The sequence below is a fragment of the Clostridioides sp. ES-W-0016-02 genome, assembly GCF_020641035.1.
Lineage (GTDB): Bacteria > Bacillota > Clostridia > Peptostreptococcales > Peptostreptococcaceae > Clostridioides.
The window spans coordinates 406049-427186 of record NZ_CP061361.1 but is presented as its reverse complement, the minus strand read 5'-3'; the positions used below and the strand labels follow the sequence as shown (position 1 = coordinate 427186).

General features: G+C 27.7%; 14 protein-coding genes. 7 read left to right on the top strand and 7 right to left on the bottom strand.

What is annotated here, in order from left to right; translation table 11 throughout:
- Nucleotides 1-42: 42 nt before the first annotated feature.
- A complete protein-coding gene (locus IC758_RS02320) occupies nt 43-954 on the bottom strand; it encodes an MBL fold metallo-hydrolase (protein WP_413927696.1) in 912 nt (303 codons plus the stop codon).
- 44 nt (nt 955-998) lie between these two features.
- Entirely contained in the window at nt 999-1745 is a 747-nt protein-coding gene (locus IC758_RS02315; RefSeq protein WP_227435487.1) for a YkgJ family cysteine cluster protein, read from the bottom strand.
- Between the two features lie 88 nt (nt 1746-1833).
- Between IC758_RS02315 and IC758_RS02310 the strand changes: the two genes are divergently transcribed.
- The 3 genes from IC758_RS02310 to IC758_RS02300 all read left to right on the top strand — a co-directional run bounded on the left by IC758_RS02310 (nt 1834) and on the right by IC758_RS02300 (nt 7826).
- A complete protein-coding gene (locus IC758_RS02310; protein WP_227435489.1) occupies nt 1834-2085 on the top strand; it encodes a hypothetical protein in 252 nt (83 codons plus the stop codon).
- A gap of 230 nt (nt 2086-2315) precedes the next feature.
- Nucleotides 2316-2735, top strand: a complete 420-nt coding sequence (locus tag IC758_RS02305) for a hypothetical protein (RefSeq protein WP_227435491.1) — start codon at nt 2316-2318, stop codon at nt 2733-2735.
- Between the two features lie 24 nt (nt 2736-2759).
- The gene (locus tag IC758_RS02300; protein ID WP_227860703.1) at nt 2760-7826 is read left to right on the top strand and encodes a DUF4132 domain-containing protein; all 5067 of its coding nucleotides are present in this window, start codon (nt 2760-2762) and stop codon (nt 7824-7826) included.
- Between the two features lie 160 nt (nt 7827-7986).
- On the opposite strand, the gene IC758_RS02295 is transcribed toward IC758_RS02300, so the two are convergent.
- Both IC758_RS02295 and IC758_RS02290 read right to left on the bottom strand, forming a co-directional pair.
- On the bottom strand, nt 7987-8724 hold the full coding sequence (locus IC758_RS02295; protein WP_169468229.1) for a LytR/AlgR family response regulator transcription factor: 738 nt from the start codon (nt 8722-8724) through the stop codon (nt 7987-7989).
- Nucleotides 8725-8742: 18 nt separating this feature from the next.
- Nucleotides 8743-9678, bottom strand: a complete 936-nt coding sequence (locus tag IC758_RS02290; RefSeq protein WP_227435495.1) for a sensor histidine kinase — start codon at nt 9676-9678, stop codon at nt 8743-8745.
- 208 nt (nt 9679-9886) lie between these two features.
- On the opposite strand from IC758_RS02290, the gene IC758_RS02285 reads away from it, so the two are divergent.
- The 3 genes from IC758_RS02285 to IC758_RS02275 are packed head-to-tail and all read left to right on the top strand — an operon-like array spanning nt 9887 to nt 13518.
- Nucleotides 9887-12463 carry an ABC transporter permease gene (locus IC758_RS02285; RefSeq protein WP_227825092.1) on the top strand — a complete coding sequence of 859 codons (2577 nt, stop codon included), beginning with the start codon at nt 9887-9889 and terminating at the stop codon, nt 12461-12463.
- A gap of 11 nt (nt 12464-12474) precedes the next feature.
- A complete protein-coding gene (locus IC758_RS02280) occupies nt 12475-13137 on the top strand; it encodes an ABC transporter ATP-binding protein (RefSeq protein ID WP_227483393.1) in 663 nt (220 codons plus the stop codon).
- Between the two features lie 39 nt (nt 13138-13176).
- The gene (locus tag IC758_RS02275; RefSeq protein WP_227483394.1) at nt 13177-13518 is read left to right on the top strand and encodes a hypothetical protein; all 342 of its coding nucleotides are present in this window, start codon (nt 13177-13179) and stop codon (nt 13516-13518) included.
- A gap of 399 nt (nt 13519-13917) precedes the next feature.
- On the opposite strand, the gene adhE is transcribed toward IC758_RS02275, so the two are convergent.
- The gene (adhE, locus tag IC758_RS02270; RefSeq protein ID WP_227435504.1) at nt 13918-16560 is read right to left on the bottom strand and encodes a bifunctional acetaldehyde-CoA/alcohol dehydrogenase; all 2643 of its coding nucleotides are present in this window, start codon (nt 16558-16560) and stop codon (nt 13918-13920) included.
- Nucleotides 16561-17414: 854 nt separating this feature from the next.
- Here adhE and IC758_RS02265 point away from each other — a divergent pair.
- On the top strand, nt 17415-19013 hold the full coding sequence (locus IC758_RS02265) for a putative manganese-dependent inorganic diphosphatase (RefSeq protein WP_227834848.1): 1599 nt from the start codon (nt 17415-17417) through the stop codon (nt 19011-19013).
- Between the two features lie 761 nt (nt 19014-19774).
- On the opposite strand, the gene IC758_RS02260 is transcribed toward IC758_RS02265, so the two are convergent.
- Entirely contained in the window at nt 19775-20299 is a 525-nt protein-coding gene (locus IC758_RS02260) for a peptidylprolyl isomerase (RefSeq protein WP_227435515.1), read from the bottom strand.
- A 64-nt stretch (nt 20300-20363) separates the two neighbouring features.
- Nucleotides 20364-21116 (bottom strand): patatin-like phospholipase family protein, encoded by a 753-nt coding sequence (locus tag IC758_RS02255; RefSeq protein WP_227435517.1) that lies wholly within the window; start codon nt 21114-21116, stop codon nt 20364-20366.
- Between the last annotated feature and the right edge of the window lie 22 nt (nt 21117-21138).

Sequence of the window (21138 nt, the reverse complement as noted above, 5' to 3'; positions counted from 1 at the left end):
CCCTTTATTTGTTTTTTATGACCTTCTTTATTTTATCATAATTTATTTTGTTTTTGTATAGTAAAGCAATTCTCCATCTTCTAAGATATACCCTATTTCGTCTAAATCAATTAGGTAACTTATAACAGATATCAATGAAGATTTAAAAAAATGATACTCTTTATAATTATTGCTTAAATTATTGTTATTTATAATATTTTTTAGTAAAATTTCTAAAGATTTTGGTTTTTCAAGTAATTGTCTTATTTGGTATAAATATTTCTCTAAAGCATTCAAATGCTTTTCTATTAATTTATAAGCATCTTCTTTTGATATCACTTGTTTTCCATGTCCCAAAACCAAATACTCAAAATCTATACCTTTTAACTTTTCTAACGAGTTCATTTGCTCTTGTATATCATATAAAAATAAGAAATCGAATTTTGATAGAATTTCATCTCCTATCAAAAGGTCTCCCACAAAAATCACCTTATCTTTAGTTAAAACAGCTATACTTCCAGGTGTATGTCCCTGAAATTCAATTATATCAAACATTTCATTATTTAGTTCCAGCCTACCTGAATCTATAGTTTTATCTATTTCTATATCATCTAACATTTTACTTTTTAAAATACTATCCATAAATATATTGCTTTTCCCCCCAACAATATACTTTGAAAATAATTCTGGGTTTTCTATATATAACTTATCGTATTTTGATGACATTACGCACACATCTTTATAGTATTCTTTAAATTGATTACATGCCCCATAGTGGTCATCATGACCATGAGTGTTTATAATATATCTAACTTGTATTTTATTTTCATCTAATACTTTGGTTACTCTTCTTGGCCTCGAACCACATAATCCTGGGTCTATCATAAGTGCTGTATTATCCTCAAACACATATATTCCTGTATTTGTACCACCTTTTATAAAAAAAGTATTTCCTTTTACTTTTGTTAGATTCACCATCTTCACCTCATTTTGACAATATTTATACTACAAGTTATTATTTATTTAATATAAGACTCTAGTAGAATAAGTCTTTTTATTCTATTAATAGTTCTTTTTTTTATTTTAGGTTCTTTAGATATCCTTATTTTTACATTATATGCTAAATCTCTGTAAAATAGCGATTCTATAAGATATTCAACTATGCCTCTATCCTTAAAATCGATATCTATAATGCTATTAGAATATAGTTTTGAATCTAGTATCATAAGTTCATCAAAAAAGCTTAATCTCTCAGATTTACTCAAATAATCTTTACTTGGAATAAAGCTTTCACAATAATCTATTCTATAATTTACCACTTCATCATTTATTTCAAATCCATGTTGTCTCTTCATCAAGTCTTTATAAGCATTATTTTTCTTAGTCACATTATCTAGATTTTTGTTATAGTCCTCTTTTTTCCAATGTCCAAATAATCTACAATTTAGTGGTCTGACTTCATATATTAAACACCTATTATTATCATCTTTGAATGGACATGAATTTTTTTTAGAATACTCTTCAAAATAATAGTCTACTATTTTAATTATACATCTTCTTCTTAAATCCGCTCTATCTTCAAGATAACAAAATATATTCAAAAACTCAATTAAATTTATACCTACCGATTCCATACAACAATTACCACAACCAGAACAATTTCCAGTTGGTAAAGATTCATATACATCATTTAATTTATTAAAGAGCTTATTTTTAGTGGAATAATCTATACAATTTAAAATATCTTTATTTTTTATACTAGTCATTATTATTACTCCTTGTTATAATTATTAAGTTAATACAAACAATTATTATAACATATTTTTTAAATTTAATCGCATGAGGAGGCATTTTATGAATAGATATACAAAAATCATTAATATGATGGGAAGTTACTATACAAAAGACTTTGAAAAAGAAAAAAAGAATGTAATAAAAGTTAGAGAAGTTAAAGAGGATACTGTCAGAAAATTTTTCTTACAAGGTGACTGTGAAGTTCTAGTAGTATTTGAAGATACTGGCAAAGAAATCCTTATTGACGATTTTTCTCCTGAAGAAGATATCAAAAAATACTTAGGAGTAAAATTTATAAATAAAAAAAGATAGTTATTAAAACTAAACATCTAAATTAAATTTTAATAACTACAAGTTATTATTATATACTTTCATAATTAAAAGTTATCTTTTATCTCTTTTTTAGACTTTAAGATAGCTTTTTTTCTATTTTTTGTAAAATAATTCCATAATACACACTAATATTTCACAAAATGATATAATATAACAAATAGATAAATTTTTTAAGTTTCTTAATACTTAATATTTTGCGAGGTGATTTTATGCAAATTTATTTTAGAGTTAAAGCTGTTGGCAAACGTAGACCTATGCTAGAACTTACCCCCTTTGATTTATCTGACAACATCAATTGCCTAAAAGAGGCTATCTCTGAAATTGTATCTAAAAATGTTCTTGAATATAATGAAAAGACCCCAGAAAAATCAATAATAAGCTTTTTAACTAGTGAAGATATTGAGTCTCAAGCTACCATTGGAAAAGTTGGATTCGGCTCTATCTACAATGAAAACAAACAATCTATAGAAAAAGCTATAGAAGTTGCACTACAAGCATTTGAAGATGGAATCTATAAAGTTCTTATAAACGAAGATGTTATTGAAGAACTCAATTCTCCTATAAATTTAAAAGATAGTGATATATTCACTTTTATAAGACTCACTCTACTTGCTGGAAGGATGTTTTAAAATAAATAAATTGGAGGTACATAAATGTCAGAACGTACTAGATTAGAAAAAAATCCTAAAATAATTGAAGATTTTAAAAACAATCTTACTAAATCTTCTTCAAAACCATATTACGATTTAACTGAAGCTCTTTGGGATTGTGTAAAAGACGAATCATACTATTATGATGTAAAAGATGAAAATAAATTCTTAGATATGATAAAAAAATACTATAATTGTTATTACTATGAAATTGAAAGTGTAGACACATTACTTTCTGGCCCTTTAAAAAATGCTTTAGAATTAATGTTTACTTCTGAGCAAGTAGAAGAACTTTGTCAATTAATTAAAAGAAAAATGAATTATACATATTCAGGAGGATACTATCGTAAAGGGTATCGCTCAAATAAACTTAAAGATTATTTTAGAAGTATAATTAGGCTTATTTCACATTATGTGAGTTTGATATATTACGATTTTTCTGTATTAGATTATCTTACACTTCCAGATAAAGTTCTTCAATATGATTATATAATGAGTGATAAAATCGCATTAGAAATAGATAATGGAAATGATGATGTAATCAATGCTTTAGAAGAAGTAATTTTTGGAGAAAATCAAACTGCCCTACTTACTAGACAAATGATAATTGGTATTATGAAAAGTCATAGTGAAAAATGCTATGAAATGCTTTCTAAACTTCTTTTGGCTGCTAAGCAACAAGAAGGTCTTAGACAACAAATTGTAGAAAGCCTAGACGAAGGTACAATTCCTGCATCTGTCTATATGTTAAAAACTATCCTAGATAACAATTTAGAAAGATTTAGTTCTGTTATAAGAGCTTTAGATACATGGACAGGGCTTGGTTTTTCAGACCAAAAACCTGGAATAATTCGTAAGTGCTTAGAACTTTCATATAAATCATTGACTGATAAAGAGTTTTGTATAGAGTCAATTAACAGTAAGGATAACCTTGAAATTTATTTTAGTTTATGGGCAGCTGCAACTTACAATATCTATGATTCATACACTCTTATTGAAAAATTGCTTTCATATGATGAAAAGTACAAAAAACTTGTAGCTCTTTACTTCTTATCAAATACAGAAAGTACATATTTTAAACACTCTGTTGCATCTAAAAATATTAAAGGCGACGATTTAGAGATACTTGCATGGGTAGTTAGAAATTTCTATGTAGAAAGTTCTGTTGGTTACTACTATAATTGGCAAAACCAAAAAGTTGATTTTGACTTATCAAATTCTCCTATTAATAAAGACTTTGATGCTAGAAAGGAACAATTTGAAAATCTAAAACATACTTTAGAACTTTTAAATTCAAAAACTAAGGAATTTTCTGGCAGTGTATTTCCATGGTCTTGGGTCGAAATTTCTTCTTACAGTATCCTTAGATGCATGATGACATTAACAGCATATGATATGAATACTCAATTTATGGATGTTCTAATGGACAACTATCTTCTTATGAGTTCTGATTTAAGAGCTTCATTTATAGCTAATTTTATAAATGAGCCAAAAACAGATAAACAACGTAGTTTCTTATTAGAATGTTTGAGCGATAAGAGTGTTTCTAATAGAGAAATTGTATTAAGTCTACTTAAAGAACTTGACTTATCAGATGTAGAGTTAGACAGAATAAACAACTTACTTACTTTAAAAACAAGCTCTATCAGACAAACAGTAATAAAGATTTTACTTGAACAAGATGATTCAAAACTAGAAAATATTGCTTCTTCTCTAATAAAATCTTCAAATTCGCAAAAATGTCTTGGAGGACTTGAAATTGTAAACTTATTAAAAGACAATACTGATAGACAAGAACTATACAATAAACTTATTTCATTAGTGGAAAGTGTTGATAAGTCTAAAAAGAATACATCTCAAGTTCAGATATTAATTGATAATTTATTAGGTAAAGCAAAAAATGATTATTGTAAAGAAAATGGATTTGGGATATACAATCCTGAAAATAAGGTTCAAATTCCTGAACAATTTGATTTTAAATACGATTCCTCTACTCCATCAAAACTTAATAAGATTATTTCCAATTTAAGCTTATCTTCTAATGAGGATTCTGTTTCTATATCAACTAAAAAAGAAGCTAAGAAGATTCTCGATGTAGATATAAATAAAATATTAAAAGTATATGAAAAATTTGATGAACTTATTATTGAAAATGCAGATTATGAGTATGAGGTTGAGAGATGGTCAGGTAATATGGATAAAATACTTTTAGGTTACTCTACATATAATCTAACTCCTATTAAACATATAACTGGAAATAATAAGGATACTATTGATAATTATCCATTAGCTGAACTTTGGAGAGAAACTAGTAAGAAACTTAATTTAGATTATAAAATAATCCTTGATATTTTATTTTATAGCATACGCTCATGCTCTTATCATGAAATAGAAAAAAGTTGGTTTTCATCTATATACTCAAATGTCCTTGATGAAAAAAAACAAAAAAAATTATATACAAAATTAGATAAATTAAAATTTGATGTTCTTACAAGAAAAATACTTGCAGTATTACTAAATGAATTTGACCAGAAAGAAATGTTTGAATACTGTTTAGATACATACTACAAACTTAGAAACCTATTAACTACTGAACAATGTAAAAAGCAAAGAGTTGAGTTTACTAAAAACTACTATAGACAAAATGAATACTGCCCTGCTTTAGATGCACCAATTTTAAACTATTGGCTTGGAAAGGCACATTCATTTATTTATGATGATATTTCTTTTACTAAGTTCTTCTATACTACATTTGCAAATTATCAACTTTTAGAATATAAATTCCCATTTTATACTAATATAGATATATTTGCTCGTGCATATGAATTGGGATTAATGACTGAGGAACAAATCAATCGAGAAATTGTAACTGGATACAATGCAACAAATATAATACGAATTTTGACAAACCCTAGATGGGGTGGTGATACATTAGAAAAACATCCATGGCTTGAAAACAATATAAAAACAGTTACAAATAGAATTATAGAAATCGAATCACGTAGAGGTGATATGCCAACAGAAGTTTCTCATCTAGCTGATAATATACAACATTTTGAGGGTATGAATTATTTCGTAAATATCTTAGTTGCTCTTGGTAAAGAAACTTTCCAAAGAGGATATTCATATGGTAGTAATTATTCAAAAAAAGATGTTTTGAGTTCTCTACTTAAAAATTGTTATCCTACTAAAGAAGATAATTCTAAAGAATTAAAAAAATTACTTAAAACTACTGATATTACTGAATTAAGATTAATAGAAGCTGCTATGTATGCTCCTCAATGGGTAAATATAATTGAAAAATATTTAAACTGGAAAGGTTTAAAGAGTACAATTTGGTATTTCCATGCACATATAAATGAAGGCTTCTCTGCTCAAAAAGAATCAGAAGTTGCTCTATTCTCTCCTATATCACCACAGAGTTTCATGGATGGAGCATTTGATGTGGATTGGTTTTTAGATTCATATAAAACTATTGGAGAAGAAAGATTCAATCTCCTTTACAAATCAGCTAAATACATAACTAGTGGTGGAAACTCTCACAGACGTGCACAACTTTATGCTGATGCTACACTTGGAAAACTTGATAAAGATATGCTGATGAAAGAAATTGAAACAAATAGAAATCAAGATAAATTGAGAAGTTTCTCTTTACTTCCTATGAAAAAAGGAGACCTTAAAGAAGCAACTTTCCGTTATGAATTTATTCAAAAGTTTGCTAAAGAAAGTAAACAATTTGGTGCACAACGTCGTGAAAGTGAATCAAAGGCTTGTGCAATAGCAATGGAAAACTTAGCTAGAAGTGCTGGTTTTGAAGATATCAATCGTATGATGTGGGCTCTTGAAACGGAAAAACTAAATGAGGTTGCTCATATATTTAAACCAAAGAATATTGATGGAACTTCACTTTGGATAGATGTTGATGAAAAAGGAAAAACATCTATAAAAGTCCAAAAAGGTGATAAGACTTTAAAAAGTGTACCAAAAGCTCTTGCAAAACATCCATATGTACTTGAACTTAAATCAGTACAAAGAGATTTAAAAAGTCAGTATTCTCGTGCAAAACAAAGTTTAGAGCAAGCTATGAAAAATGAAACAGTATTTACAGTTAAGGAAATCTCCAATATTTATAAAAACCCAGTTATTTGTCCTTTGATTAAGAATCTAGTGTGGGTGTGCGATGATAATATTGGATATGTTTATAATGATAAGTCTAAGTTCTTTATTTGCAATATAGAGGGCGAGACTTCTAAATTAACAGCAAAAAATAAATTAAAACTTGCACATCCGGTTCATCTTTTTGAATCTGGTAAATGGAGTGAATTCCAACATGACTTATTTAATAAGCAAATTGTTCAGCCATTTAAGCAAGTATTTCGCGAGTATTATAGAATAAATAGTGATGAATTATCTGAAAAAACTATATCTCGTAGATATGCTGGACACCAAATCCAGCCAAAGAAAACTGTAGCACTTCTTAGAAATCAGCTTTGGACTGTTGATTATGAAGAAGGTTTACAAAAAGTGTTTTATAAAGAAAATATAGTAGCAAAAATGTTTGCACTTGCTGATTGGTTTTCGCCAGCAGACATTGAGCCACCTACTATTGAAACAGTAGAATTCTTTGATAGAAAAACTTATAAAAGCTTAGAATTGGCTTCAATACCTCCAATTTTATTTTCAGAAGTTATGCGTGATATAGACCTCGTTGTAAGTGTCGCTCATGCTGGTGGTGTTGACCCTGAAACAAGCCATTCTACTGTAGAGATGCGTATAGCAATTGCTAAAGAATTGCTATTATTGTTAAAGATTAAAAATGTCAATTTTGAAGGGTCTCATGCTCTTATAGCAGGCAATTTAGGTGAGTATTCTGTACATATGGGTTCTGGTATTGTACATAAAAAAGGAATGGGTGCTTTAAATATACTTCCTGTACATTCTCAAAGTAGAGGAAAGATATTCCTTCCTTTTGCTGATGAAGACCCTAAGACTGCTGAGATTTTGTCTAAAATCTTATTACTTGCTGAAGATAATAAGATTAAAGACCCTAGTATTTTAAGCAACTTATAAATATAAGATTTATCTCTAAAACATATTGGGCTTTCTAATTTTCCATGAAAGTCCAATATGTTTTTATATTATATTTTATATGAATTAATTTATAACTATAGCAAATTTATATGATATCTTCATCGTACATATTGTATATCACTGAAAATTTTTTTCTTCATTAGAACCTTTTAACCCTATAAAATCTGTATAGAAAATCTTTTTCTAAAGATTTATTTAAAGTAGCACTTTCTTGAAAATTTATAAATTTTATCTCTAAAGAAGACTTATTTATAGGTATAACCTTATGTATAAGTCTTAAATTTACTATGTATTGTCTATGAGTCATAAAGAAATTAGGAGGTAGGCGTTTTTTTAAATCATCAAAGTTCTCATAAAATTTTATCGTATCTTCATCTCTAGTATATAAATTAATAGCTCTTGAATTTTTCTCAAACATGACTATATCATCAAAATTAATCATATGTATCTGTTTCCTTATTTTATATACAAAAAGAGTATCTTCTATAAAATTATTTTTTGCAATTTTATGAGAGTTAATGTGGTCTATTGCTATATTAATTGAATCAATTATTTTTTCTTTTTTAAACGGCTTAACTATAAAATCTATAGGATGTACTTTAAAGCTCTCAAGACTATAGTCAGCAAAACCTGTTACAAAAACTATATGTATATCTTTATCTATAGAAAGAATTTCTTTGGCAGAATCAATCCCATTTTTATATGGCATATCAATGTCAATAATCAATAAGTCTATTTTCTCACTTTTTATAAATTCAATTGCTTCTATACCATCCTTGACTTTCTTAACATAATCTACATATCCAGACTCTTTAACTATATTTGCTATATCATCTCTTACAATTTTATCATCATCACAAATCAAAACTTTTATCACAGACTTCTCTCCTCCTAACTAATAATATTTTGGTATTAAAATTACAAATTCAGTTAAAAAATCGTCACTATTTACAAGTATACTATAATCATACTTATCTAATATATTTTTAACTAGATATAACCCAAAACCTCTATCTTGTCCTTCTTTAGTGCTAAACCCATCCAAAAATATACTTTCAACATTATGTATTTTAGGACCATTATTTTTTATGGCTACAATATACTGAAATTCATCTTCATATGCATGCAATCTTATATACTTCTTTTCCTTTTTTATAGCAGACAAAGACTCTATTGCATTGTCTATTATATTTAATAGTACTGAACTCATGTCGTTAGGTTCAATCTCTAAATTATCCATAAAATCTTGAATATAGACATCAAAAGATATATTCTTTTCAAGGCATTCCTCATATTTTAATGAAGCTATAGCATCTAAATAAGATACTTTTCCATACCTTGAGTTTTTTGATTTAAAGTTATTTGATATATTCATTATATATCCTTTAGCATCTTCAGCTAAGCCAGTATTTAATAAAGAATATACTACTTGTAAATGTTTTAAATAGTCATGTTTTTGACTTCTTAATTTCACGATTATATTGTCCTTATGATTTATTTTACTATCTAGTTTTTGTAACTTGTACTCTTGTTTATTGTTATTGTCTAGCAATCTTATAAATTTAAATCCTATATAAAGACTTAAAATAATTAAACTTAAAAAAAGTATAATATTTAATACTCCTTCAAGTAAAAAATTATATCCTAAACTTAATTGTATATATTGAATACCCTCCATGAATAAAATCCATACAAAACAGGATAAAAAAAATGTTAGTAGTCCTCTTTTTAATATGTCTAATTCTTTATAAAACCTGTACTTATTCATTATAAGGTTACTAAATATAAATAAGGTTAGTATTACTATAGGAAATATAAAGTTATTCTCCATAATTTCCCTCCCATCTACAATTTATATGAAAATTATATCATTTTAAAAAAATTATGTAAAAAGTCAAAATTTACATATAGATTAACTAAACTTGTAAAAACACATATAAATTTGTACAATTAACTGATTAAAATTTGAAAATACTTACTTTGCTATATATTTTAGATAAATATATAATTGATTTAGTTAAGAAAGGAAGGTGGTAAACATGAAAGATAATTTGAAAATAGTACTAAGGTATATAAAAAGTTATAAAGCTAGGTCTTTAGCAATTGCTGTGAGTATAATTCTTGCCACATCACTCATTGTCGGTATTGGTACCCTCTCAAGAAGTTCTCAGCAAGCAGATGTAGATAGATTGAGAAGAGAACTTGGAACTGACCATGCATACTTTAAAGATATAAAGATAAATCAATTAGAATCCATAAAATCTAGTAAAGATATTAAAAATTTGGGTATAACATCTTACTATGCATCCACAGATGTTAATGAAAAATTACCTATAAACATAGAATATGCAAATAAAAATTACTTGACTAGCCATTCTAAACTTATAAAAGGTAGCTTTCCAAAAGCTAGCAATGAGGTGGTAGTAGAGAAATGGGTCTTAAATAGTATGGGTTTAAAACCAGAGATAAATCAAGACCTTACTTTTAAATTATATCAAAAAGAAAATCCAGAGACTTTTAAAGTCGTAGGAATACTTGAAGATAGATATATAGAAAAAAGCAAGGGAAAATGTGAAATTTTTTTGAATCTCAATCAATCAAAATTGGATAAGTTTACAGCTTATGTTGAATTTAATGAGGGCAGTGATATAAATACAAACATAGACAATATAGCAAAAAATGCTATGTTGGATGAGAATAGTATAGGAAAAAACTCAATGCTTATAGACTCTACTATGAAAAATGGTATTTTAGATGATTCAAGTAAATTCGTTGCAATTGCTATGAGTCTATTTGCTGGTATTGTAATATATAGTATCTATGTTATATCAATATACCAAAGAGTACAGGAATATGGTGTCTTAAGAGCAATTGGAGCCACTAATTTTAGGATTTTCAAACTTATGTTTTATGAACTTTTCATACTTGCTTTGATAGCAATGCCTATAGGTATATGTACAGGTATGGGGGGAGCACAAATATTTAATAGGTCTGCAGGAAATATTAAATTTGAAGGAAATATAAATGTTACACCTTTTGTTATTCCAGATAAAATAATCCTCTTATCAATTGCATGTACAATACTAACAATACTGATTATAAGTTTCTTTACATACTTAAAAATAAGAAGAATTTCCCCTATTGATGCTATCAGAAAAACTTTTGGAACTGATAAAAATGTAACCAAAGTTAATTCTTTAATATCCAAATTAACTTTAAATATATCAGTAACAAAATCTATATCTGCGAAAAACATCTTTAGAAATAAAAAGGGCTTCATTGTAATTATATTATCTATGAGCATAGGAGGTATAATCATCATAAAAGACAATTATAAATCTTCTTTTTTAGATGTCCAAAACAAAAGTAGTCAAGAGCAAACATATATGAATGCAGATTTTATTCTATCAAATGTTTTTCTAAATGAAACTGGCAACAGCACTTCTTTCAAGGATATAAAGGGTTTTAATGATAATCAGATAGACAAAATAAAAAATATAGATGGAATTGACAAAATCAAAACTGCTAGCATATTGAACACGAGAATAGAGGTAGATACAATAAATAGATTAGATTACTACGAAGCTATAAATTCAGCTCCTTATTATAAGAAATTTCCTCTATTCACAAAAAATAAGACTACCGGAAAATATACACTAAAACAAAAGTTAAGAGGTTATGATGATGAGATGATAAAATCATTAGAAAAATACTTGGTAAGTGGAAGTATAAATTTGAAAAAAATGAAAAAAGAAAACTTGTCTATAGTATATGTACCAGAAATTTCTAAAACACAGAAATATTCAAAGACTTTTACTCCTGGCACAGGCACACCAGCTGTAGATATAAAAGTAGGCGATACTATAAAGGTCAAATATCCAAAAGTTGGAATAGATACAGGACTTTATGAAAGTCAAAAAGATAATTATGAATATCTAGAATATGACTTTAAAGTTGGAGCTATTGTAAGTTATCCTTTTGCAGATAATGGTATGTACTCTGGAGATGAGGGTGTAGATGTAATAACGAGTAGCGAATATCTAAAAAAATTAACTGATGTAGATAAGTATAACTTAGTTTATCTAGACCTTAATAAAAATGCAAACAAGAAAAAAATAAATAAACTTTTGGGTAAAATTGGAAGTGAAGTTCCTGGAACTACAACGGTAGATATGATGGTAGAAAAAGAAAACTCTGATAAGATGACATCTAGGTCCATGATTTATAATTATGGTATAGTAGCAGTGATGTTCATAATTAGTGTATTTAATATAATAAATAACATAAGTTATAACTTAACCTCAAGAACTAACGAATTTGGAATGTTAAGAGCTATTGGTATCTCTGAGAAAGGATTTAAAAATATGATACTCTATGAGGGAATATTATATGGAGCACTCTCAAGTATAATTACCATTGTGGCTGGTCTTATAATACAATTTAAAATGTATTACCTGCAGGGATTTGTATCATATGGATTGGGATTTTCAATAGATTACAAAATATATATCCTAGTTGTTTTAGCAAACATAATTGTAGGTATTCTAGCTACATATATTCCATCAAGGAAGATAAATAAAATTAGTATAGTCGAAGCTATAAACATTACAGAATAGGAGGAGTAATTATGCCTATATTAGAGATTCTTAACTTAGGTAAGATTTATGGAAAAAAAGAAACATCTGTACATGCACTAAAGGATGCAAATTTAAAAATAAATAAGGGTGAATTTGTTGCAATAATTGGCCCAAGTGGAAGTGGGAAAAGCACATTTCTACATTTAGTAGGTGGTCTTGAGAGACCAAGTAGTGGAACTATAAAAGTCGATGGTAAAGATATATGTTGCCTTTCAGATAAAGAACTAGCAAAATATAGAAGACAAAAAGTAGGATTTGTCTTTCAACAGTATAACCTAATTCCAGTATTAAATGTAAAAGAAAATATAGAATTACCACTAAAGTTAGACAATAAAAAAGTCGATGAAGAATACATCAAAGACCTTATAAATTTATTGGGGCTTAATGAGAGGAAAAATCATCTTCCAAATCAATTATCTGGTGGTCAACAACAAAGAGTTGCTATTGCACGTGCTTTATCTACAAAACCAAGTATAATCCTAGCAGATGAACCAACAGGAAATTTGGACAGCAAAACTACAGAAGAAGTCATGGATTTACTAAAAAGTTCAATAAAAAAATATAACCAAACGCTTATAATAATAACACATAATGAAAATATTGCTAGAAAAGCAGATAGAATTATATCTATAATAGATGGAGAGCTTAGTTAAACTAACACTCTAAAATCATTTATAGAAAAGAGGATTTAAATGTTATTAGTTTTAGGTAATTTAAATTTAGACTTGGATTTTGACTACAGAATAATAAGAGAAGAAAATGATGATGTAGATATATTTATAGATATTAGTTATCGTAGCTTAGATATAGATACTGATGGTTCTAACTTATTTAATTCTAGAATCCAATTTCCATTTGTAAGAGCATTAATTCTAAGATTAAATAAGAACAAGCAATGTATGACAATTCATTTGTTAAGAGATATAGATTTATTTTCTGCCTTTGCTAACTTCGAGGTAGATTACAACGACTCTGTCATAAATATAAAAAATCAAAATGAGAAAGTTATTCTAAATAAATCTATCAAAAAGTAATAAGGGGGCCTTAATAGGCCCCAGTTTTTTTGTTTTCTATACCTATTATATCATGATAAATAGATTAGTCAATAGAATTTTCTGAATATTTTTATAATTTTTTCATAAAGTTTTTTATATATTATACTTTAAAATTATATGTAATAAAAAAATTTTGTGACTAATTTTAAAGTTAATTGATTAAATATACATATTCAAAATCAATATAAATTTTCTTACCTTTTATCATTTTTATTTAGGTTTTAAGTTATAATCTATCATTAACAAATATTTATATATAGCTCTAATAAAACTCTATTTATATGCAAATCTAATAATTTATATACAAGTCTAATAACTTATATACAAGTCTAATAACTTATATTCAAGTCTAATAGAATTAATATTCTAAAAGAAATATTATTTACCATAATAAACTTTTAAATATATCTCTTTTAATTCACTCATCAATGGATATCTAGGATTTGCACCTGTACATTGGTCATCAAATGCTTGTTCAACCATAGCATCCAATCCCTCTAAGAATTTAGCTTCATCTACTCCTGCCTCTTTTATAGTCTTAGGAAGACCCACTCTTGCCTTTAATTCATCTATTGCTTTTATAAGATTATCCACTTTTTCTTGGTCTGTATTTCCTTTAATTCCTGCGAAAGAAGCAAATTCAGCATATCTTTGTATACAATCAGGGTATCTGTATTGTGAAAATGCGCCCATCTTATTTGGAGCCTCTGCACAATTGAACTTAATTACTTCATTTATTAACAATGCATTTGCAACACCGTGTTGAACATGGTGGAATGCACCAAGTTTATGTGCCATAGAGTGGCAAATTCCTAAGAAAGCATTTGCAAAAGCCATACCAGCCATAGTAGATGCCATTGCCATTTTTTCTCTTGCTACTTTATCAGTCTTTCCATTTTTATATGCACGAGGTAAATATTCAAATATTATTTTGCCTGCTTGAAGTGCTAGTCCATCAGCTGGTTCAGTTCTTAGCATAGATACATATGCCTCTAGTGCATGTGTTAATGCATCAACACCTGATGCTGCTGTTAATCTTGGTGGCATTTCCATCATCATATCTGCATCAATTATAGCCATATTTGGCATTAATTCATAATCTGCTAATGGATATTTTACACCTGAATCTTGGTCAGTTATAACTGCAAATGGAGTTACTTCTGAACCAGTTCCTGCTGAAGTAGGAATAGCTGCAAAGTATGCTTTTTCACCCATCTTAGGGAATGCATATACTCTTTTTCTTATATCCATAAATCTCATTGCTAAATCTTGGAAATCTACTTCTGGATGCTCATACATTACCCACATTATCTTACCAGCATCCATTGCACTACCTCCACCTACAGATATTATTAAGTCTGGTTGGAAATCGGACATAGCCTTAGCCCCTTCTCTTGCACAAGCTAGTGTTGGGTCTGGAGCAACATCAAAGAATGTAGTATGCTTAATTCCCATTTCATCCAATAAATCAGTTAGTTTTTTAGTATAACCATTATTGTAAAGGAAAGAGTCTGTTACTATAAAAGCTTTCTTCTTGTTCATGACATCTTTAAATTCTCTTGCTGCTACACCTAAACATCCTTTTTTGAAATAAACTTTTTGTGGGGCTCTAAACCAAAGCATATTCTCTCTCCTTTCAGCTACTGTCTTGATATTAAGTAAATGCTTAACTCCTACGTTTTCTGATACTGAGTTTCCACCCCAAGAACCGCAACCAAGAGTAAGAGATGGAGCTAATTTAAAGTTATATAAATCACCTATACCACCTTGTGATGATGGAGTATTAACTAATACTCTACAAGTCTTCATAGCATTTACAAACTTCTCTACTCTCTCTGGTTGATTGATAGAGTCTGCATACAATGATGAAGTATGACCATACCCACCATCAGCAACTAATTTTTCAGCCTTAGCAACTGCATCTTCAAAACTCTTAGACTTGTACATTGCAAGGACAGGAGAAAGTTTTTCATGTGCAAAAGGTTCCTCTACTTCAACAGATTCAACTTCGCCAATTATTATCCTAGCTGTTTTTGGCACTTCTACATCTGCCATTTTTGCTATTACATGAGCTGGTTGTCCAACTATTTTTGCATTTAAAGTTCCATCAATTATTACTACTTTACCTACCTTTTCTGTTTCTTCTTTATTTAAGAAATGTGCTCCACGATATTTAAATTCTTTTTTAACTTCTTCATATATTTTTTCTGGTACTATTACTGCTTGCTCAGAAGCACATATCATACCATTATCAAATGATTTTGATACTAATATTGAACTTACAGCCATTTTTATATCTGCACTCTCATCTATTATTGCTGGTACATTTCCAGGTCCAACTCCAACAGCTGGTTTACCTGAAGAATATGCAGATTTAACCATTCCAGGTCCGCCAGTAGCTAATATAAGGTCTGCTTCTGCCATAACAACATTAGTCAATTCAATTGAAGGCACATCTACCCAACCTATAAGACCTTTTGGTGCTCCTGCCTTAACTGCTGCATCATGTACAACTCTAGCCGCTTCTATAGTACAGTTTTTAGCTCTTGGATGAGGGGAGAAAATTATACCATTTCTAGTTTTTAGTGCTATTAGGGACTTGAATATTGCAGTTGATGTAGGGTTAGTTGTTGGTATAACTGCTGATAATACACCTACTGGTTCAGCAATCTTTGTAAATCCAAATGCCTCATCTTTTTCTATAACACCACAAGTTTTAGTGTCTTTATAAGCATTATAGATATACTCTGAAGCGAAATGGTTTTTTATAACTTTATCTTCAACAATACCCATACCAGTCTCTTCAACTGCCATTTTTGCTAGGGGAATTCTTTGTTGATTTGCTGCAGTTGAAGCAGCTAAGAAAATTTTATCTACTTGCTCTTGTGTAAATGTTGCAAATTCTTTTTGTGCTAATCTAATTTCCTCTAGCCTCATTCTTAATGTCTCAACACTATTGACAATCTCAGGGCTACATACTTCAACAGCTACTGTTTCTACAACCTTTTCTTTTTTCTCCATAACTAAAAACCTCCCTAAATAATTATGCATCTCCTATTTTTATAAATCTTAAATGCATCATCTATTATATTTTTAACCTATACTTAAAATAATTTTATAGATTTCATATCTATACTTTAGATTTTATTTATTTTATGCCCTTAGGTCAAGAAGTTTTTTTCTGAATATTTTGTCAATTTATTTTTTAACAAATATATTATTTTTTTTACTTTTATTAAATTTTTTTATTTAAATAAGATATATTTCATTTGAATAATTTACTTTGACTAAATAAACTACTAAAATGATAATTTATATCTTTCACTTTTTTTATTTATTAAATTTTATATGTTATTTTTACAAGTAAGACATAATATTTTTGTCATATTTTCATAAAATAACACTTATTTTTGATTTATATGCATTTTTTCTTTTGATAATGACTATGTAATTTTTAAAAATATATAAATTAAAAACATTTTAGTTTCTATAAGTTATTTTTAAGTCAATATCTTAAAATAATATTTTTCATGTAGATAAACAATTTTTATATCAACCTCGTTAATTTTTTACTTACAATATGTATACAAAAAATTTTACAGCACAAAATTATTTATAAATTCTTAGTTTATTATCATATTAATTAATTTTTTCTCAGGTATATCCAATCAATTAATTGTGAATAAAAATTAATTTAATTGGGTAAAAGTAGATATCATAAAAAATTTTATATTAAATTTGTAGTACTTATATAAGAGATAAAATTTCCTATAATATTTTTTCATTAAATTTTTTCTTTTACAACAAATACTTACTACCTTTTGATATAATATTTTTATCAGTTATTATATTCAGGTTTTGAAAGGAGTATTAAAATGAGTTTATTAGTTTTCGGACATAAAAATCCAGATACAGATTCAATATGTTCTGCAATTTCATTAGCACATTTAAAAAACAAATTAGGGATAGAAGCAACAGCTTATGCTTTAGGAGACATCAGAAAGGAAGCTAAATACGCCTTAGATTACTTTAAGGTAGATGCACCTGAAATCTTAGATAACGTTAGAATACAAGTTAGAGATTTAAATTATGATAAGGTAGTACCTTTAACTCCAACTTCTTCTATATTAGAAGCCTATAATCTTATGGATGAAAAAAATGTTAAAACATTACCTGTAACTTATGAGGATGGAACTTTTGCTGGTATTATTACCATGAAAGAAATAGCTAAAAACCTTCTTCATCAACATTTTACAACTATACACACATCACTATCAAATATCTGCAAAAACCTTAATGGTAATATCCTTGTAGATTGTGGTGAAGATGTAAAAGGTAGAGTTGTTACTTTATCATTTGGTATGGAAACCCTGATAGAGACTTTAAAAGAAGGGGATATAGCTATTGTTGGTGATAGATATGATAGTATTGAATACGCAATTGATACAAAAGTTAAGCTTTTAATACTTACTAATCATACAAAAATTTCAAAAGACTTACTAGCTCTTGCTAAAATAAATGGAGTGTCTGTTGTTTCTGTTGAAAGTGACAACTACAAAACTTCTAATGTCATAAATCAATGTAGTTTCTTAGATTCTATAGAAGCCACAGATAATTTGATTACATTTAAAGAAGATGACTATATGGATGAAATAAAAGAAATTATGTTAGAAACAAATTTTAGATCTTATCCTATATTAGATGATGACAATAAGTTTTTAGGATTAATTTCAAAAGGGCATCTATTAAATCCATCTAAAAAGAATGTTGTTTTAGTTGACCATAATGAATATGCTCAAAGTGCTGATGGAATTGAACAAGCAAATATAGTTGAAATAGTTGACCATCATAAACTTGGTGGTATTTCTACTGATGTTCCTATGTATTTTAGAGTTATGCCTGTTGGATGCAATAGCACTATAATTTATCAAATGTATAAAGAAAATAATGTTGAGATACCTTATGAAATAGCTGGTCTTCTTTTATCTGCTATATTATCTGATACATTATTATTTAAATCTCCAACAACTACTGATATGGATAAGAAAGCTTGTGAAGAATTAAGTAAAATAGCAAAAGTAGACATGGAAAAATATGCTATGGATATGTTTAAATGTGGTACTTCTTTAGATGAGTTTACTATAGAACAAATAGTAAATATGGACTTTAAAGAGTTTAACATGAGTGGACATAGAGTTGGTATAGGACAAGTATTTACTTTAGACACAGACTCTATATTTGCTAAGAAGGATGAATTTTTATCTTATATAAATTCAACTGATTATGACAAATTAGTTCTTGCAGTTACAGATATAATAAAAGAAGGTTCTTATTTAATCTACAAAGCAGAAGATAGATTGATTGCTGATGCATTTGGTATTGAAGGAGTTCAAGGAACATTTGCTCCAGGTGTTGTATCTAGAAAGAAACAATTAGTACCTAACTTAACTACTGCAATTAAAAATTTTAAATAATATAAAATCTTTAAACAACACAAAAACTGTTTCAAATTTAAATTTGAAACAGTTTTTTATATTTTTATTAAACCTTTCAATATATTTAATGTCTTTGTTAAAGTACATACTTAGTTACAATATGTCACTTAAAAATTTACTGTTTGAAATTCTTTTATAACAATATTAAATTCCATAAAAAAATACACTATTAGAAAACTCTAATAGTGTATTTTTCTCTTCTTATTATATATTACACTTTAAATTATTCCTTGACTGGTTTAGCTGGTGTAAACTAAACCAGTCTCTCTCAAATATTAAGCACTTTTTTCTTATTATGTTCTTTAGGATTTATTGTCTCTATTATTGTAAACCAAAGTTATGAAATTGTAAATAGAATATATTACCATTATAATGTTTTTTCTTAAATAAAAATATACAAATAACTTTCTTTTCTTAAATAAAATCGCTAAAATAGCTTTAAAAAATGTTAAAATAAATGTTTTCCATCTATCTTCTATATTTATTTTAATATATTATATATTAAAAACTTAATCATAAATAATTTAATATAATTATTTTTCTATAATACTTTAAGATGATGTTCTGATAAGATTACTGGAGTTATTTAGTATAATAAAAATTTAATAGATAATTAAATTTCAGTAAAACAAATTATAATAGAATAAATTAAAAAGTGAGATGTTATTATATTCTCTAGAAAATATAATAACATCTCACTTTATCTTTAAGTTGTATATATTTTTTCTTTTATCTGTGTCCTAGTTTTTTTCAACGTCTGAGTAATCTACTCCAAAAGTTTCTACAGTTACAGCTTTCATAACTTGCGGAGTCTGTGGCTTGTCCGCTGCTCCTGTTCTAACTGATGCTATTTCATCAACTGTATCCATACCTTCTATAACTCTACCAAAACCTGCATATTGACCATCTAAATGTGGTGAATTTTTATGCATTATAAAAAATTGAGAACCAGCTGAATTAGGTGCCATAGTTCTAGCCATTGATATAACGCCTCTTTCATGCTTTAAATTGTTAGTGAATCCATTTCCACTAAATTCACCTTTTATAGAATGTCCTGGACCACCCATTCCAGTACCATTTGGGCATCCACCTTGTATCATAAATCCTGGTATTACTCTATGAAATGTTATTCCATTATAATATCCATCATCTACTAATGATACAAAATTTTTAACTGTATTTGGTGCTATATTTGGGTACAACTCAATTTTTATTTCTTTTCCATTTTCCATTACTATAGTTACTATAGGATTTTTATTTTCCATGACTTATTACCTTCCTTTTTATTAATTAAATTACACAATTACATTTATTATATTATACTCTAAATTAAACTCTAGCAAGTATATTTTTTCCTATTTCATATCCTTCTTGATATATAGTTTTACAAAACTCATCATCAAAGTTAAGAGTATCTTTAGGTGCAAATTGAGTGTTAGGTCTAACTACTATTATTTTATCTTCATTATATATTTTTTTGATGTCATCTGGTAAATCATAATTATACTTTGTGGATATCAGAATAATTTTATCCACATTATCCACAATTAAAGGCTCAATTAACGCACTCCTAATTAGACCTCCATCCAATTTAAAACCATCATAAATACCATCTTGCACATCCTTCATGAATTGTTCTTTAAATCCAAGAGTAGCATTTGGATTTGATGGTAACAATCCACTATATGAAATGCTTAAAATTGCTTCGTCTTTAGGCATTTTTGACACATTTACAACCTTTTCTGATACTACCTTATTATTAACTTCTACATAGTTAACATAGAAGTTCATTTTCTCTATTTTACTACTATCTAGTTCTCTCAGATTATCTATAGCTGGAGAATTATCCACAGTATTATTTACTATTTTCACATTTCCGTTCTGGATATCTTTTATATTTGTCCACATTTTTTTCAAGTTATCAACATTACCTGTGTATAAATAATATCCATTTATTGCTCCTATTGATGTTCCTGAAATTGAATAAAAATGATTTATTCCATTATCATACAAAGCGTTAACTACCCCTGCTTGGTAAGCTCCCTTTGCTCCTCCACCTTCTAAGCATAGTCCTAGTTTCATAGTTTCATCTCCAAATTGTTTA

Excerpts from the sequence above, each read along its gene's own strand:
- IC758_RS02260 (WP_227435515.1), bottom strand. The coding sequence starts at position 20,299 with ATGGAAAATAAAAATCCTATAGTAACTATAGTAATGGAAAATGGAAAA.
- IC758_RS02285 (WP_227825092.1), top strand. The coding sequence starts at position 9,887 with ATGAAAGATAATTTGAAAATAGTACTAAGGTATATAAAAAGTTATAAA.
- IC758_RS02305 (WP_227435491.1), top strand. The coding sequence starts at position 2,316 with ATGCAAATTTATTTTAGAGTTAAAGCTGTTGGCAAACGTAGACCTATG.
- IC758_RS02265 (WP_227834848.1), top strand. The coding sequence starts at position 17,415 with ATGAGTTTATTAGTTTTCGGACATAAAAATCCAGATACAGATTCAATA.
- IC758_RS02290 (WP_227435495.1), bottom strand. The coding sequence starts at position 9,678 with ATGGAGAATAACTTTATATTTCCTATAGTAATACTAACCTTATTTATA.
- IC758_RS02280 (WP_227483393.1), top strand. The coding sequence starts at position 12,475 with ATGCCTATATTAGAGATTCTTAACTTAGGTAAGATTTATGGAAAAAAA.
- IC758_RS02255 (WP_227435517.1), bottom strand. The coding sequence starts at position 21,116 with ATGAAACTAGGACTATGCTTAGAAGGTGGAGGAGCAAAGGGAGCTTAC.
- IC758_RS02300 (WP_227860703.1), top strand. The coding sequence starts at position 2,760 with ATGTCAGAACGTACTAGATTAGAAAAAAATCCTAAAATAATTGAAGAT.
- adhE (WP_227435504.1), bottom strand. The coding sequence starts at position 16,560 with ATGGAGAAAAAAGAAAAGGTTGTAGAAACAGTAGCTGTTGAAGTATGT.
- IC758_RS02310 (WP_227435489.1), top strand. The coding sequence starts at position 1,834 with ATGAATAGATATACAAAAATCATTAATATGATGGGAAGTTACTATACA.
- IC758_RS02275 (WP_227483394.1), top strand. The coding sequence starts at position 13,177 with ATGTTATTAGTTTTAGGTAATTTAAATTTAGACTTGGATTTTGACTAC.
- IC758_RS02315 (WP_227435487.1), bottom strand. The coding sequence starts at position 1,745 with ATGACTAGTATAAAAAATAAAGATATTTTAAATTGTATAGATTATTCC.